The organism is Roseobacter sp. TSBP12 (assembly GCF_009129705.1).
Classification (GTDB): Bacteria; Pseudomonadota; Alphaproteobacteria; order Rhodobacterales; family Rhodobacteraceae; genus Celeribacter; species Celeribacter baekdonensis_A.
On the sequence record NZ_PYIB01000044.1, the window covers coordinates 43,109 to 59,019 of the forward strand.

Here is a 15,911-nt window from a genome sequence, read left to right on the forward strand (position 1 = left end):
TAGCTGTTTCGCAGGTCCAACACAAACGCGCTCCGTTTTACGCTCTCTCCGAAAGGTCTCCGATGTCCGAAAATCGCTATGGCGTGATCTCTGGAGTGCGAAGCGCGGAGGATCGGCAGCTCGCGATTGCACGGCTTGAAGCGGAAGGTGTTCCGACGGAGCGGATTCTCGCGACCGACCCAGAAGAGCCAAATGCACCGCCCGTCTGGCTTAACGATCTGAGTGCAGACGCGGAACTCATCGCCCCGTCTCTGAGCGACCTCAATCTTTCAACACAAGGCATCGCCGCCACGGTCGAGGCAGCGCGGGAGTTGGGCATTCATGTTCGCTGCCTTGATGAGGCATTCGACAGCCGAAACGATTGGCAGTCCCAAATCGGCACTCTGCTGACCGCCCTCAACCGCCTCGACCGCAAAGGCTTCTCCGACCGGACCAAGATCGCGCTGCAAGAGGCCAAGGCCCGTGGCCAACGTCTGGGGCGCATGCCGAGCATGACAGACCTGCGAAAAGCCGTCGCCATCCAAATGATTGAGGCCGGGTACAAAAGGGACAAAAATATGGAAAACCCTCGCGGTTCTGGAAGGCCCGCCGATCAGCCAATCAGCCTATTACCTCTGGCAGAAAACGTGGTAGGCTGAGAGGGAGTGATCAGACACGAGGGGCGGATTGTGTTGAAAAACTCTCATGCAGCGCTTTGGGGCCAATTGGCAGAACAATATTCCGAATTATTCAAATTCTAGCAGCATCACGGGGTGCGGAATTGGACTCTTTCAAGTCTATCCTGAAATCCGAGATCCGGCCTTTCTTGCTGGTATTGTCGGGCATCCCTGAGCTGGATGACAATATCCAGAACTTTGAGCAGCTGGGCCGGAAGGTGGGGAAAACGGAACCTCGAAGATTGCGGAAGAGCCTGCTTTGCGCATGCTTCTCCTTGTTCTGTCTCTTATTGTTTTGGATTTCTGGGTAAGACGTCATCTCCGCCATTACTCATGGCAACGCATTGGGTCTTAAGGAGATGCGTCCGTCTTCCTCAGCCAGCGCCGCCAAGTCATTGAGGCGCTGAGCGCAGGCTTTGTGTCGATCCGGTTCAGGTCAGGAAAAATTGCGAGAACATCGGTTCGGCGGCGGCCCCGATCACGCGGGCATTGCCGCCGATTTGGGCGGGTTCGATCCGGGGTGTGATCAAGCCGCGCAGATCGAGCGCCTGAAGTTCCGTGCGGGTTTCGGCCACAAGCCGCTCGCGTACGTCGGCGGGAAAGGCTCCGTCGATCAACACCGCTTCGAAATCAATCACGCTACAGACCGTGCGGCTGGCGGAGGCAAGGGCCTTGGCGGACTGGGTGATCCAGTCATCCAAATCTGTGCCAAAGCCGGTCCAATCTTGTGGCATGCGCCACATCGCGGCGGTGTCGCCCCCGGCTTTAAGCACGGCGGCCTCTAACAGATAGAGCGAGGCGGCGTCGATCAATTGCACCTCTTTGCCCTCGGCGGTGATGTGGGGCAGGGAGCCAAAAGCCCCGGCATTGTGTTGCCGGCCTTCGACGACCGAGGAGGCCATGACAATGCCGCCGCCGATGAAGGAGCCAATGAAGAAATAGGCGTAGTCGGAAAAGGCGCGTCCGCGGCCAAAAAAATGTTCGGCGCGGCAGGCGGCCGTGGCGTCATTGTCGGTATATTGCGGCAGGTCGGAGAATGTCGCGATCTCTGTTGCAAAGTCGATTTCGCGCCAAATGTTGAAATCCTCCGGCGCGCCCAAAGCGTCGCTCCAGCGCCAAATTTCCGACGGCGCCGCGACGCCAATGCCGCACAGGCGCTTGCGTTGATAGGGGGTCAACGCCCCGGCGAGCGCCTCCATACCCTCACGCAAAAAGGTAAAGATTTGGTCGGGCATCGGATAACGGTAGGTGATCAAGCGCTGTTCCAACACTCGGCCAGACAGATCCATCACCGCCAAATCTGACGAGCGTCGCCCGATTTTAAGGCCAAACGACAGCGCTCCGTCCGAGTCGATTTCCATCGGAATTGAGGGCTTTCCTACCTTGCCACGCTTAGGGGTTCCGCGTTTGAGAAAGCCTTCATTTTCAAGTTTTCTCAATATGTTAGATACGGTTTGAGCCGAAAGATCAGTGCGCTTGGCAAGCTCGCTTCCGGGCATGCCTCCATGGCGTTGAATGAGCGAGAGGATCAGTCTTTCGTTGATCTCACGCACGCCAATCTGATTGACGCCGGATCGAAGCTGGCGCACCTCAATATCATTCATCTGTCGTCCTCCCGTAGGTCATATTGTCGAACTCGCATTAATAAATCAAATGGATTTATTTATTGACGGGACGTTAGGAATCATGTCTTTTCACCGTGAGCCGCTCGGAGGAAGTGGTGAGAGTGATGCGTGATCCTGTAAAGGCAGCGCGACGATATTTTGGGAGGACGACCATGAAAAAACTTCTGACTGGAAGCGCAATTGCGCTGGCTTTGACGGCATCCGGGGCCTTTGCTGAGGACATCAGCGCATGCCTTGTGACCAAGACGGACACCAACCCTTTCTTTGTGAAAATGAAAGAGGGTGCAAGCGCGCAAGCCGAGGCTTTGGGCATCAAACTCAATACTTATGCGGGCAAACTTGACGGTGATGTGGAAACACAAATCGCAGCCGTTGAATCCTGTATCGCAGGGGGTGCCAAAGGCATCCTGATCACCCCGTCTGACAGCCGCGCCTTGGCACCTGTCGTGACCCAGGCCCGCGAAGCCGGTCTATTGGTGATCGCGCTCGACACCCCGTTTGAGCCGACCGACACCGCAGACGCGACCTTTGCCACCGACAACTTTTTGGCTGGCGAATTGATCGGCCAATGGGCGGCGGCGAAAATGGGCGATACGTCCAAGGCGAAAATCGCGCTTTTGGACCTCAATCCCTCCGAAGTGTCCGTCGATTACCTGCGTGACAACGGCTTCTTGCAGGGGTTTGGCGTCGACATCAAAGACCCGAAAGACATCGGTGACGAAGACGACGAGCGCATCGTTGGCAATGACGTGACCAACGGCAACGAAGAGGGCGGTCGCACTGCGATGGAGAACCTGCTGCAAAAAGACAGCGGCGTGAATGTGGTTTACACCATCAACGAACCGGCCGCAGCTGGAGCTTATGAAGCGCTCAAATCCATGGGCCTTGAGTCTCAGGCCTTGATCGTGTCGGTCGATGGCGGTTGCCCCGGCGTGCAAAACGTCAAGGACGGCGTGATCGGCGCGACCTCCATGCAGTTCCCGTTGTTGATGGCCTCCAAAGGCATCGAGGCGATCAAAGCCTATGCCGACACGGGCAAAAAGCCGATGAACTCCGAAGGTCTCGATTTCTTCAACACGGGTGTTGAGCTTGTCACCGATCAACCGGTCGAAGGTATCCCGTCGATCACCTCCGAAGAAGCGCTCGGCAAGTGCTGGGGCTGATCTGATCTGCATCGTTTCACCGGGAGAGGCAGCGTGCTGCCTCTCCTCCCTCTTTTCGCCCTCCGACCTCGAAGGACAGGGAAATGAGTGACACCACCTCGGCCAAAAAAGGCCAAGATTTTGAACAGGTTCTGGATAAAAGCGACCGGTCTGTCGCCTCGTTTGAGACCTCCCAGAAAAATATCATCGAACGGCTTCAGTCGGCTTTGCATGGCAATCCGACGCTGGTCCCGGTGATCGTTTTGGCCGCCGCCGTTGTTGTGTTCGGCCTGATTGCAGGCGGTAAATTTTTCTCTGCCTTCAACCTGACTTTGATCATGCAGCAGGTGTCGATCATCGGTATCCTCGCCGCCGCGCAATCCCTGATCATCCTCACCGCAGGGATCGACCTGTCGGTTGCGGCGATCATGGTTTTGATGGCGGTGATTGCGGGCAATTTGGCGGTGTATAACGGCGTACCTGCGCCCATCGCGCTCATCGTTGCCTTTGTTGGCGGGACCGTGGCGGGGCTGATCAACGGCTTCTTGGTCACCAAGATCAAATTGCCACCTTTTATCTCCACCTTGGGCACGTGGTCGATCTTTTTCGCGCTCAACCTATGGCTATCAGGTGCGCAATCCATCCGCTCGCAAGACATCGACGCCAATGCGCCTTTGCTGAAATTCTTTGGCCAGACCATCGAAATGGGCGGCGCGCGCATCACCTATGGCTCGATCCTAATGGTGCTGGTCTTTGCGGTGCTATGGTACATGCTCAACAAAACCGCCTGGGGCCGTCATGTTTACGCCGTGGGCGACGACAAAGAGGCGGCGGAATTGGCGGGCATTCGCACCGACCGCACGCTTTTGTCGGTCTATGCGCTTTCCGGTTTCATCTGTGCCGTCGCCGCATGGGCCTCTATCGGTCGGGTTGGGTCTATTTCGCCGCAGGCTTCTATGAGGGCAACCTGCAATCCATCACCGCCGTTGTGATCGGGGGCATCTCGCTCTTTGGCGGGCGCGGCTCGATCCTTGGCGCTCTGTTTGGCGCGCTCATCGTCGGCGTGTTCCAATCCGGGTTACGTCTGGCCGGTGTGGATGTGCTCTGGCAGGTCTTTGCCATCGGTTGGCTCATCATCATCGCGGTCGCCATCGACCAATGGATCAGAAAGGCTTCGGCATGACACAGTCCAACACTCAGCCCATTCTTTCGGCCAAGGGCCTGACCAAACGCTATGGCCGCGTCACCGCGCTCGACACCTGTGATTTCGAACTCTATCCGGGCGAGATTTTGGCCGTGATCGGGGACAACGGCGCGGGCAAATCCTCCTTGATCAAAGCGCTGTCTGGCGCGGTCAAACCCGATGCGGGTACGATCAAACTGGATGGTGAAGAGATTCATTTCCGCTCGCCGCTTGAGGCCCAGGACGCAGGCATCGCCACGGTCTATCAAACCCTCGCGCTCTCGCCTGCGCTGTCCATCGTCGACAACATGTTCCTAGGGCGCGAGATTCGCAAACCCGGCTTTGCGGGCAAGTTCCTTCGGGCTTTGGATCATGGGGCGATGCGCGATTTCGCCCGTGAAAAACTGTCCGAGCTGGGTCTGATGACGATCCAGAACATCGACCAACAGGTGGAAACCCTGTCGGGGGGGCAACGGCAAGGCGTCGCCGTGGCCCGCGCCGCGGCCTTTGGCTCAAAGGTGATCATTTTGGACGAACCGACAGCGGCTCTTGGCGTCAAGGAAAGCCGCCGGGTGTTGGAGCTCATTCAGGATGTGCGCTCGCGTGGCATTCCGATCATTTTGATCTCGCACAACATGCCGCATGTGTTCGAAGTGGCGGATCGGATTCACATCCACCGCCTTGGTCGCAGGCTTTGCGTGATTGATCCGAAAGAATACACCATGTCGGATGCCGTGGCCTTTATGACCGGGGCAAAAGAGCCACCGGCCGAGGCCGCAGCCGCCTGATGGAGAGCCGCCTGAACGCTTTGGTTGCCAAAATCCGCGCCGCCGCAGACGGGCGGACGCGGCTTTTGGTTGCCGTTGCCGGACCTCCCGGCGCGGGCAAATCGACGCTGGCCGAGGCGTTGGCCGATCAGATCGGACCAGAGGCGCAGGTCATCCCGATGGACGGGTTTCATCGCGACAATGACTGGTTGAGCCAGCACGACCTTCTGGCGCGCAAAGGTGCGCCAGACACCTTTGATGCGGCGGCTTTTTTGAGCCTGATCACACAGTTCGCCACGGGTGACAGCCCGCGCTTTCCGCTGTTTGACCGTACCAAAGATTGCACCGTGCCCGAGGCGGGGGCGCTGTCTGACGCCACGCGTATTCTGCTTATCGAGGGCAATTACCTCTTGCTCGACCGCCCCATTTGGCGCGATCTCGCCCGGTTTTGGGATATGACGGTCTTTATCGACGTGCCAAAGGCGGAGCTTGAACGCCGCCTGATCGCGCGTTGGTTGGATCACGGCTTGGACCCGGATGCGGCGCGCGTGCGGGCGCAGAGCAATGATTTGATCAACGCCGACACAGTGATCACGCAAAGCACGTCCGCCGATTGGACCATATCGAGCGATTAAAGGCGGTTATTACAGGCCGCGCACCGCTTGCGGCAGGTCCGTCCGCCGCCCGCCATTGTCCAAATCCAACGCGCCAAACCAGACCTCGCGCGCGCGCAGCATGGGCAGAGCGCGGACGGTGGTCGCCGCGCTATCAGGCAGTGTCAGCGGCATGTCCCAATGCGCATCGGTGAGGTCACGCCAACAGACGTTCAAATGCACCTCCGAGTGATGAAACAAGTGCCGCAGGGCGCGCGCCGGCAAGGTCGCGGCCAGGTCCAAAGCGGGCATTTGGTGCTTTTCGTCATTCGGCGGCGTATAGGCCACGCCCTTGACCAACGCCTCAAGCAGCAAAGCCTGATGGCGGGCATGATAGCTGACATGGGCGATCACATGCCGTCGGGTCCAGTCGGGGCGCAAGACTGCCCCGTCCAGATCGTTATCCGACAACTCATTGAGTTTGCGGGCAAAATAGGCGGTGCCACGACGCGCCATCAACAGGTCTTCGGCGGGCGCACCGGCGGCGTCATAGCGCGCGCCCTTGCCTTGGCGGGCCTTGAGCGCTGCGCGGGCGACCTGATCGGTCTCGCCAAGCGTCATCAGCTTTGCCCCTCGACTTTCGTGCGCATGAACGACAGCGCTTCCATGATCGGCGCGTCAGAGAACCGGAACAGATCGAATTGGCTCTCCGCTTGCAACGACCATTTGACCCAGCTCGGCACGACGAACATATCGCCGGTTTCAAGTGGGGTGGTCACGCCGTTGAGCACCACCGAACCCTTGCCCTCGAACACTTGGAACACACTCGATCCGACCTCTTGGCGCGGTGCGGTTTCAACGCCTGCGCGCAGACGGTGGAACTCGCAACGGATCGTCGGCATCACATCATTGCCGGTGGTCGGATTGACGTAACGGATCGCGGCATGGCCTTGGGCGACGGTGGCGGGTTGGCCTTCGTCCTCCAACAAAAGCTGCTCGGTCAACGCCCGGTCGGTGAACTCCCAGCGATAGGCCCCGATCGGTGAGGACACGGTGTTTTGCAACTGCGACAGTGGCCGCAGGCCCGGATGACACCAAAGCCGCTCGCCACGCGAAAAATTCGGCGTGGCGTAATCGGTCACCCGGTCGGAGCCGAATTCAAAAAAGCCCACATCCATTTGCTGGCTGAACGGAATATCGAGCCCGTCGATCCATGCCATCGGTTTGTCCGTGTCATTGTGGTGGCCATGGAAATTCCACCCCGGGGTGAGCAACAAATCGCCGCGCGACATCCGCACCGGATCGCCGTTGACCACGGTCCACACGCCTTCGCCCTCGACGACAAAGCGAAACGCATTTTGGCTATGGCGGTGTTCGGGCGCGGTTTCTCGCGGGCCGAGATATTGGATCGCGGCCCACATGGTCGGTGTGACATAGGCGTTGGGCGCAAGGCCTGGATTGGCTAGCCCAAGGGCCCGGCGCTCGCCCCCGCGACCCACCGGCACCAGTTCGCCGGATTTTTCCGCCAAGGGCAGCAGGTTCGACCATTTCCAAACATGCGGCACAGCTTTGGATTTTGGATGGATCGGCATCAGATCGCCAAGCTGGGTCCAAAGCGGGATCAGGCTTTCGGCCTCAAACCCTTTGTAAAGCGCGCGCAATTCTGGCGTGTCGTCGGGCTGCATCGCATGGTCTACACTGTCGTGATCAAGCTGTTCATTCATGGGAACCTCCTTGCGGGTTGGGGACGCTCAGGCTGCGTCCGGCTGTTGGGGCGGGGCCGCCTTGGCAAAGGCGGGGAGTTGGTCGAGGGCGGCATAAATGCGCGCAATCGTCGGCCAGGGATCAAGCGGAATGCCGAAGCGTTTGTTGTTCCAGACCTGCGCGTAAAGGCACACATCCGCCAAAGTGGGCGTGTCGCCGTGGCAATAGGTGCCGGTGTCTGCGCTGTGCGTCAGGGCCGCTTCAAACGCGTCAAAAGTGGTGGTGACCCAATGGGTGAACCAGTCTTTTTGTGCCTCTTCGTCGGCGTCGAATTGATCGCGCAGGCGGAACAGCACCCGCAGATTGTTGAGCGGGTGGATTTCGCAAGCGATCATGTAAGACAGCGCCCGCACCCGCGCCCGCCCGTCGGCATCTTTAGGCAAAAGCGCGGGTTCGGGGTGGGTTTCCTCCAGCCATTCGATGATGGCCAGAGACTGGGTCATAAACGTGCCGTCTTCACGCTCCAAGGTCGGCACCAAGCCTTGCGGGTTTTTCGCCAAATACTCCGGCGTGCGGGTTTCCCCCGTCCGCAGCACATAGGGGATATAGTCAAAATCCACCCCCTTGAGGTTCAACGCGGCACGCAGCCGCGTTGAGGTGGAGGAGCGAAAGAAGTTGTGTAACTTCAATGTCATGGCATTCGGCCTCGCTCAATCTTCTTTGGGGCCAATAGGGGTCTCGATCGACCCTAGGCCCTCAATGGAGACGACACAGACATCACCAGAAACGAGCGGGCCGACGCCTGCGGGCGTGCCGGTCATGATCAAATCGCCGGGGGCCAGCGCAATGGAATGCGACAGGATCGAAATAATCTCTGGCACCGACCAAATCAGTTCATTGAGATCCGCATCCTGTTTCACATCGCCATTGACGGTGAGCGTGATCGCGCCGCTGGACGGGTGGCCGACCTTGGCGACCGGGAACACCGGGCCAATCACGGCAGAGCGGTCAAACGCCTTGCCCCAGTCCCACGGGCGGCCCTGTTCACGGGCTTTGAGTTGCAGATCGCGCCGGGTCAAATCGTTGCCCACCGCATAGCCCCAGACATGGGACAGGCTGTCGGCCTCGGTAATGTTTTTACCGCCGGTGCCGATTGCCACGACCAATTCGGCCTCGTAGTGAAAGTTCTCGGTCTCGGGCGGGTAGGCCACGGTCTCGCCACTGTCCACAACCGCATCCGCCGGTTTGGTAAAGAAAAACGGCGGATCGCGATCCGGGTCTTTGCCCATCTCGCGGGCATGGGCGGCGTAGTTGCGGCCGACGCAGAAAATGCGACGCACGGGGAGGCGCTCGTCGGTGCCCTCAACTGCAATCGTGGCCTGAGGCGCGGGGGGGAAGACATACGTCATCTGATCTGTCCTTTGGTTTTTGGGGAGGTTACTCAGCCGCCAAAGCGGTTTCGTCGAGGCCTGTGGAGCCATAAATCCATGAGAGTTGGTCGTACCATTGTGCGGGGGACATGCCCTTCATCACATGGTTGCGCACGGCCGCTTTGGCGTCATCCGGGTGGTAGATATATTCACCGATCAGGCGGGAATTCATCTGAACCCGGGCGGTGCGCACGCGGCGCATATCTTGGTAGCGCTGAAGCGCGCTTTCGACATGATCGCCATAGTTTTCAATGCAATGGGACAAGGCCACCGCGTCTTCCATCGCCATGCAGGCACCTTGGGCAAAATATTGCAGCATCGGATGCGCGGCATCACCCAGCAGAGCCACACGGTTCTCAACCCAGTTGGAAATCGGCTCGCGGTCGCACAAAACCCAAAGCTTCCAATCGTTGCCATGTTCGATGATCTGACGCGCTTTCGGGTGGATGTGCTCAAAGCCCTGCGCGACTTCTTCTTTCGACACAGGTTTGCCGGCAATCGCCTCTTTGACGTCACGGTGATAGGTCACCACGAGGTTGAACATTTTCCAGCCCTTGAGCGGGTAATGAACGATGTGGCATTTCGGACCGGCCCACAATGTGGCGGCGTTCCACCGCAGGTCTTCGGGCATTTGTTCGGTCGGGATCACTGAGCGATAGGTGGTGTGGCCGGAAATGCGCGGCTCGCCATCACCGATCATCTGGGCGCGAACGGACGAGCGCAGCCCCTCAGCCCCGATCAAAAACGAGCCTTTGATCGCATCGCGGTCTTTGAGTTTGAGCGTGACCGAGGTGCCGTCTTGGTCGTAGCCTTCGACAACATGGTTGGTGCGGATGTCGATCAGCGGGCTGTCTTCGCAATATTTCAACAAGACCCCATGCAAATCGGCGCGGTGGACCACGGCGTAGGGGTTGCCAAAACGCTCGCGAAACGGCGCGTCGAGCGGGATCGAGGTGATGTCTTCGGCGGTTTGCGCATCCATCAGACGCAGGGCGTCGATATAGACCGCCTTGTCGCGGGCCTCGTCACCGATGCCGAGATAGTCAAAGCAATGAAAGGCGTTCGGGCCGATTTGAATGCCCGCGCCAATCTCGCCAAGCGCGGGGGCCTGTTCGACGACAATGGAGCGATGACCTTTGCGGGCGAGGCCACAGGCGGCGGCGAGCCCCCCGATGCCACCACCGGCGATGAGGATAGGAAGATCAGACATGAGATGTCTCCTTTTTCGGAACTTAAAGCGTTTCGTGAAAGGCCTGGATCACAGATTTTCGCGAAACGCCGTGCAAGATTTAGATGTTGTGCGCGTTTCGCATCAAACTTGTGTCTCAAGTTTAACGCGAAACGCTTTAGCCGCCGATCAGGCGCGGAATGGTGAGGGTAAGGGCGGGGATCAGGATGATCAGCGCCACACGGATGACTTCAGAGCCAAGGAAGGGCATGACACCGCGAAACACGGTCGACATCGGCGTGTCCTTGGCCAGAGAGGAGATGATGAACACGTTGAGACCGACAGGCGGCGTGATCAGGCCAAGCTCGACCACGATCAGCGCCAGAATGCCGAACCAGATTTTCAAATCCTCGATGTCCATGCCAAAGGCGGCATCGGCGGCACTGACATATTCGCCGCCATTGAGGGCAATCAGGGTTGGCCAAAAGAACGGCACGACGACAAGGATCATCGCCAGGCTTTCCATGAAACAGCCAAGGATCACGAAGGCGATCAACATGATGACCAGCACCAACATCGGGTCCAAGCCAGAGGTCGCGGCCCAGTCAGACAGAGCTTGCGGCAGGCCGGATCGGGTGAAAAAGCCCTTGAGCACTTCGGCGCCAAACAGGATCAGATAGATCATGCCGGAGGTGATCGCCGTCGCCTGAACCGCGCGTCTGAGGCCTTTGAGGTTCAGCCCCTCGCCGGTCAGTGCCCGCAAAACAAAGCCATAAGCGGCGATCATGAACACGCCAATGGAGGCGGCGGGGGTGGGGGTAAACAGGCCAAACCCCAGCCCCAAAATGATTGCGCCGAAAATGGCGATGACCGGGAACAGGCGTTTGAGCGCGATGTTGCGTTCGTCGCGTGGCATCGGGCGCGGTTCGGGGGCCAGGGACGGGTTGATCCGCACCTGAATGGCAACCACGAGGATAAAGGACAGCACCGCCAAAAGGCCGGGGAGGACCGCGGCTTGGAACATTTTGAGGATCGATCCCTCAACGATGATCGCATAGATCACCAGCGCGACAGAGGGCGGAATGAGAATGCCCAACGTGCCGCCTGCCGCCAAGGCGCCCGCCGACAAACGATCCGCGTAGCCGAGTTTTTTCAACTCCGGCAGGGCGACTTTGCCCATGGTCGCGGCCGTCGCCAAGGACGATCCGCAGACCGCGCCAAAGCCACCACAGGCCGCAATGGCCGCCATGGCCACGCCGCCGCGCAGACGCGAAAGAAGCGCTTCTAGCCCTTTGAACAGGTCAGAGGACAGCCGTGCTTCGGCGGCGATATAGCCCATGAGCACGAAAAGCGGCACGACCGAGAGGTCATAATTGGCCACGTTTTCCCAAAGCAAAGACTTGAACTGGCGAATATAGGGCACAAACCGCACATATGGCACAGACAGAGACAGCGCATAGGTGCCGCCGACGCCGACCAAGATCATCGCGATGCCCACAGGCATCCGCAGCATCAAAAGGGCGAACAGGACAACAAGGCCGACCACGCCGATGGTGATGGGATCAAGCATAGCGGGCATCTCCGAAAATTTGGCTCACAGAGACGATGGCCCAAAGGATCATCGAGGCGATGCCAGGGATATAAAACGGCCAGATCGGCCAGCCGAGCACCCCGGCCACCGCTGCGTCCGAGCGCGATTCCAGCAAGCCGTTGATCATCCAATAGGCCAAAAACAACGCCACAGCGGCGGTGAGGATCAGCCACATGTGATCCAGCACACGTTTGACCACCATCGGCGCGTTGGCGACGAAAAGGTCGACCGCGACATGGCCGCGCGAGGCCTGCGTGTAAGGGAAAAACATCAAGGCTGCGCCGGAAATGGCGAGTTGAACAAAGTCTTCATAGCCGGGCAGGCCAGAGATATTGACGCCAACGGGCGCAAGGATGCGGTCGAGGATGAAAGCGCCGGTGTTGGTGGTGGTGACCATCACGATGACAAAGAGGATCACGCCTCCAAGCATCGCAAAGATGTCAGCCAGACGCGTCACATGAGCGTGCATAGCAGGCCTCCCGGTTGGGTGGTGGTTTGGGGGTCGGTTCAGCGGGGGTATTGGGCGAACCAGCGCCCCCGCTTAGGTTTGGTTTATTGGGCTTCGGCTTTGGCCACTGCGGCACGGGCCGCTTCGACAAGCGCCGCGCCATCAATGCCTTTGCTGGAGACTTCGTCGATCCAGCGGGTCACGACAGTGTCATTGGCGGCGTCAAATTTCGCGCCCTCTTCGGCAGAGAACACGGTGCGGGTCACGCCCGCCGCGTCCAAGGCGGCAATGCCTTCGACTTCGAAATCTTCCCACATCTGGCCGATTTCTGCGGCGACATTGACGGTGGAGTTGGCGTCGATCACGGTTTTGAGATCATCCGGCAGCGCGTCATAGGCGTCTTGGTTCATCGCCACCATGAAAACGGCGGTGCCAAACCGGTCGCCATTGGGCAATTCGGCGGTGTATTTTTCAAGTTCCTGCAATTTCAGTGCGGGTACGATTTCATAGGTGGTCAGGGCGCCGTCGATCACGCCTTTGGCCATGGATTCCGGCACGGCAGGCACGGGCAGGCTGACGGGTTCTGCGCCCATGGCCTCAATCGTCCAGGCGCCAGAACGACCCGGCGTGCGCAGTTTCATGCCCGCGACGTCTTCGAATGTGTTGATTGGTGTGCTGGCGGAATGGATCAGGTTGCCGTCATTGGCGTGCAAAAACAGCACGTGGATGTCCTTGAAATCCTCGGCCAACAGATCAAGCGAGGCATTGAGCGCGATGGTGGTGTCGCGGGCGGAGCCTTTGTGAACGCGAGGCAATTCAAACACTTCGGTGCGCGGGAATACCCCCGGCGTGTAGCCCAAGAGGGTCCAAACGATGTCGGCGGTGCCGTCGCGGACCTGACCGTACAACTCGCTGGGTTTGCCACCCATTGACATGGCCGGATAGATTTCAATGTCGATGCGACCGTCGCTTTCGGCTTCTATGGTCTGGGCCCAAGGTTCCAACATCACCTTATGGGCATTGGCCACCGGCGGCAGGAAATGGTGCATGATCAGCGTGACGTCCTGCGCCATGGCGGTGGTGGCCGACAGGATCGCGGCGGCCGTGAGTGTGCCGAGAATTTTGGCTTTAGAAAACATATGAGCTCCTCCGAATTTTATCTGGGCGCACTCCCGTTGCGCAGATAGTGGGTATACTTACTATTGATCTGGGTCAAGTCTGTAAGCATACTTATTATTGACCTGCCTCAAGTCCCGTGGGCTATGGAGGAGGCATATGGTGGCAAAAATAATGATAAGAGGGCCGATGAAACTTGAGATCCACAACATGGCAGGACATTTGATTCGCCGACTGAATCAGATCTCGATGTCGATCTTTAATGAGCGGATGCGGGCCACGGGCCATGCGCTGACCTCGGTGCAATTCGCCGCGATGAATGCGCTGCACGCCAAACCCGGTCTGGATCAGGCCAGCCTTGCCGGGGTGATCGCCTATGACCGGGCGACCATCGGCGGCGTGGTGGATCGATTGGAGGGCAAGGGGTTGGTCAAACGGATCGTGAATGAACGCGACCGCCGCGCCCGCACGATCACGCTGACGCCCGAGGGGGAGCAGATTTTGCAAGAGTTGATCCCGGTGGTGAAGCGGTTTCAGGATGAGATCCTATTGGGGCTGAACGAAGCGGAGCGGGCGGAGTTTTTGCGGCTTGCTGCCAAGGTTGCGGATGCCGGCAATCACCTCAGCCGCGCGCCACTGATTCTTGATCGAAAGCCCTGATCTGATTTTTCTGCGCTGCCGCGTCTTGTCTGTTTTAAGGCCGAAGAAACCACACAGCCTGCGTGCCGTGTGGTTTTTTATTTGCCTTTTCAAATCGCGCTGCAGGGACGTCTCTCATGCTGCATCTGCGAGATAGATCACTCCATTAATTGTTCATTGACATAACAATTAAATCTTCGCATGGTTTGCTCAAATGGGAGGAGATCACATGAAGATCGAAGGGCATGTCGCCGTTGTGACGGGTGCGGCCAGTGGGCTTGGCCTTGCCACCGCCAAACGGCTCGCGGCGCTGGGCGCGAAAGTGGTCGTGTTGGACCTGTCAAAAGAGGCCGCCGAACATGCCGCCGCCGAGATCGGTGGTGTGGGATTTGGCGTTGATGTCAGCGATGCCGCCGCCGTTGAGGCCGCGTTTGCCAAGATCGAGGATACCATTGGCACCCCGCGCGTCACCGTATCCTGCGCCGGGATCGGCACCGCCGCGCGTATCCTGCCGCGCAATGGCAGCCTGACGATTGACGCCTTTGCCAAGGCGCTGAACGTCAATCTTTTGGGCACTTATGCGGTGATGAACATCGCCGCGCGGGCCATGGCCAAAGCCGACCCGCTGGACGACGACGGCACCCGCGGCGTGATCATCAACACCTCTTCTGTCGCCTTTGAAGACGGTCAAATCGGCCAAGCGGCCTATTCCGCCTCCAAAGGTGGGGTGGCCTCGATGACCTTGCCCGCCGCGCGTGAACTCGCGCGTTTCGGCATTCGGGTCATGGCGATTGCACCGGGCTTGTTTGAAACCGCGATGAGCGCGGGCCTGCCCGAGGACATCAAAGCCGACATTCTCAAATCCGTGCCGTTCCCCTCGCGCATGGGCCATGCGGAAGAATATGCGCAGCTTGTGCAGTCGATTGTGGAGAACCCGATGCTCAACGGCACGGTGATCCGACTGGATGCCGCCGCGCGTATGCCGATCAAATAACTGAATAAAAAGAAGAAAATAAAATGACAGCTGATACAGAGATCCTGAAGGTCGAGATTGAGGGCACCATCGCCACGCTGACGATGAACCGCCCGGCCAAACGCAATGCCATGTGCGACGCGCTTTTGGACGCGATCGACGCGTTCTTTTCTCGCCCGCCAGAGGGCGTGCGCGTGGTGATCCTGACCGGGACGGCGGGGCATTATTGTTCGGGCCTTGATCTCTCTGAACATGTTGCCCGCGATGCCGAAGGCACGATGCGCCATTCGCGCAATTGGCACGGCGTCATGGACAAAATTCAATTCTCCGGCCTGCCGGTGATCTCCGCCATGTTTGGCGCGGTGATCGGCGGTGGCTTGGAATTGGCGGCGTCGACCCATGTGCGCATTGCCGAACCTTCGACGATGTTTCAACTGCCCGAAGGGATGCGCGGCATCTTTGTGGGCGGTGGCGCGAGCGTTCGGATCGGGCGCATTCTTGGGGCCGACCGGATGTGTGAAATGATGCTGACCGGGCGCAAATATAACGCAATTGAGGGGCTTGATCTCGGGCTGGCGCATTATGCGGTGGGCGAGGGCGAGGCGATGGATTTGGCGCGCAAACTGGCGACCAAAATTGCCAAAAACGCCACCCTGTCGAATTACATGATGATTCAGGCGATCAGCCGGATTTCCGACATGTCCAAATCCGATGGTCTGTTCATGGAAAGCATGTGTGCGGCGGTGTCGCAGACCAGTGAAGATGCCGGGGAGGGCCTGAAAGCCTTTCTCGAAAAACGCGCGCCGGTCTTTCGGTAACGCGCGGTGAGGGGCCTTGCGCGGAGGAGCGCGGGGCCGCTGCAGGAGGATCAAGGCT

16 protein-coding genes and 1 pseudogene are annotated in these 15,911 nt (G+C 58.9%); 8 read left to right on the forward strand and 9 right to left on the reverse strand.

The genetic code is table 11. From position 1 onward, the window contains the following. Nucleotides 1-62 precede the first annotated feature (62 nt). The gene (locus C8029_RS13240) at nt 63-638 is read left to right on the forward strand and encodes a recombinase family protein (protein WP_009573858.1); all 576 of its coding nucleotides are present in this window, start codon (nt 63-65) and stop codon (nt 636-638) included. A 449-nt stretch (nt 639-1,087) separates the two neighbouring features. Here C8029_RS13240 and C8029_RS13245 read toward each other — a convergent pair whose 3' ends face one another. After that, nucleotides 1,088-2,260 carry an ROK family transcriptional regulator gene (locus C8029_RS13245; RefSeq protein WP_009573857.1) on the reverse strand — a complete coding sequence of 391 codons (1,173 nt, stop codon included), beginning with the start codon at nt 2,258-2,260 and terminating at the stop codon, nt 1,088-1,090. Between the two features lie 173 nt (nt 2,261-2,433). Between C8029_RS13245 and C8029_RS13250 the strand changes: the two genes are divergently transcribed. From C8029_RS13250 to C8029_RS13265, 4 genes and pseudogenes are all read left to right on the forward strand, one after another. Beyond that, nucleotides 2,434-3,444, forward strand: coding sequence for a sugar ABC transporter substrate-binding protein (locus tag C8029_RS13250; RefSeq protein ID WP_009573856.1), 1,011 nt, complete (start codon nt 2,434-2,436; stop codon nt 3,442-3,444). A gap of 83 nt (nt 3,445-3,527) precedes the next feature. Next, a pseudogene (locus C8029_RS13255) lies at nt 3,528-4,606 on the forward strand (ABC transporter permease). Further along, nucleotides 4,603-5,394, forward strand: a complete 792-nt coding sequence (locus tag C8029_RS13260; RefSeq protein WP_009573854.1) for an ATP-binding cassette domain-containing protein — start codon at nt 4,603-4,605, stop codon at nt 5,392-5,394. The pseudogene C8029_RS13255 and the gene C8029_RS13260 overlap by 4 nt, the downstream one beginning before the upstream one ends. After that, nucleotides 5,394-6,008, forward strand: coding sequence for an AAA family ATPase (locus C8029_RS13265; protein WP_009573853.1), 615 nt, complete (start codon nt 5,394-5,396; stop codon nt 6,006-6,008). Before C8029_RS13260 ends, C8029_RS13265 begins: the two co-directional genes overlap by 1 nt. Nucleotides 6,009-6,017: 9 nt before the next feature. Here C8029_RS13265 and C8029_RS13270 read toward each other — a convergent pair whose 3' ends face one another. The 8 genes from C8029_RS13270 to C8029_RS13305 all read right to left on the reverse strand — a co-directional run bounded on the left by C8029_RS13270 (nt 6,018) and on the right by C8029_RS13305 (nt 13,446). Beyond that, nucleotides 6,018-6,587, reverse strand: coding sequence for a maleylpyruvate isomerase N-terminal domain-containing protein (locus C8029_RS13270; RefSeq protein WP_009573852.1), 570 nt, complete (start codon nt 6,585-6,587; stop codon nt 6,018-6,020). After that, nucleotides 6,587-7,690 (reverse strand): cupin domain-containing protein, encoded by a 1,104-nt coding sequence (locus C8029_RS13275; RefSeq protein ID WP_009573851.1) that lies wholly within the window; start codon nt 7,688-7,690, stop codon nt 6,587-6,589. Before C8029_RS13275 ends, C8029_RS13270 begins: the two co-directional genes overlap by 1 nt. A 27-nt stretch (nt 7,691-7,717) precedes the next feature. Continuing rightward, nucleotides 7,718-8,365: a maleylacetoacetate isomerase gene (gene maiA, locus C8029_RS13280; RefSeq protein ID WP_009573850.1), complete on the reverse strand. Its 648-nt coding sequence runs from the start codon at nt 8,363-8,365 to the stop codon at nt 7,718-7,720. A 15-nt stretch (nt 8,366-8,380) separates the two neighbouring features. Further along, nucleotides 8,381-9,079, reverse strand: a complete 699-nt coding sequence (locus C8029_RS13285) for a fumarylacetoacetate hydrolase family protein (RefSeq protein WP_009573849.1) — start codon at nt 9,077-9,079, stop codon at nt 8,381-8,383. 28 nt (nt 9,080-9,107) lie between these two features. Continuing rightward, nucleotides 9,108-10,310 (reverse strand): 3-hydroxybenzoate 6-monooxygenase, encoded by a 1,203-nt coding sequence (locus tag C8029_RS13290; RefSeq protein WP_152003066.1) that lies wholly within the window; start codon nt 10,308-10,310, stop codon nt 9,108-9,110. 136 nt (nt 10,311-10,446) lie between these two features. Then, nucleotides 10,447-11,838, reverse strand: coding sequence for a TRAP transporter large permease (locus C8029_RS13295; RefSeq protein WP_009573847.1), 1,392 nt, complete (start codon nt 11,836-11,838; stop codon nt 10,447-10,449). Further along, nucleotides 11,831-12,328, reverse strand: a complete 498-nt coding sequence (locus C8029_RS13300; protein ID WP_152003067.1) for a TRAP transporter small permease — start codon at nt 12,326-12,328, stop codon at nt 11,831-11,833. Before C8029_RS13300 ends, C8029_RS13295 begins: the two co-directional genes overlap by 8 nt. Before the next feature lie 83 nt (nt 12,329-12,411). After that, nucleotides 12,412-13,446, reverse strand: coding sequence for a TRAP transporter substrate-binding protein (locus C8029_RS13305; protein ID WP_152003068.1), 1,035 nt, complete (start codon nt 13,444-13,446; stop codon nt 12,412-12,414). Between the two features lie 166 nt (nt 13,447-13,612). Between C8029_RS13305 and C8029_RS13310 the strand changes: the two genes are divergently transcribed. The 3 genes from C8029_RS13310 (at nt 13,613) to C8029_RS13320 (ending at nt 15,853) form a co-directional block, all read left to right on the forward strand. Beyond that, nucleotides 13,613-14,083, forward strand: coding sequence for a MarR family winged helix-turn-helix transcriptional regulator (locus tag C8029_RS13310; protein WP_009573844.1), 471 nt, complete (start codon nt 13,613-13,615; stop codon nt 14,081-14,083). A gap of 208 nt (nt 14,084-14,291) precedes the next feature. Then, nucleotides 14,292-15,056: an SDR family NAD(P)-dependent oxidoreductase gene (locus tag C8029_RS13315; RefSeq protein ID WP_009573843.1), complete on the forward strand. Its 765-nt coding sequence runs from the start codon at nt 14,292-14,294 to the stop codon at nt 15,054-15,056. 23 nt (nt 15,057-15,079) lie between these two features. After that, nucleotides 15,080-15,853 carry a crotonase/enoyl-CoA hydratase family protein gene (locus C8029_RS13320; RefSeq protein ID WP_009573842.1) on the forward strand — a complete coding sequence of 258 codons (774 nt, stop codon included), beginning with the start codon at nt 15,080-15,082 and terminating at the stop codon, nt 15,851-15,853. Nucleotides 15,854-15,911: the final 58 nt, after the last annotated feature.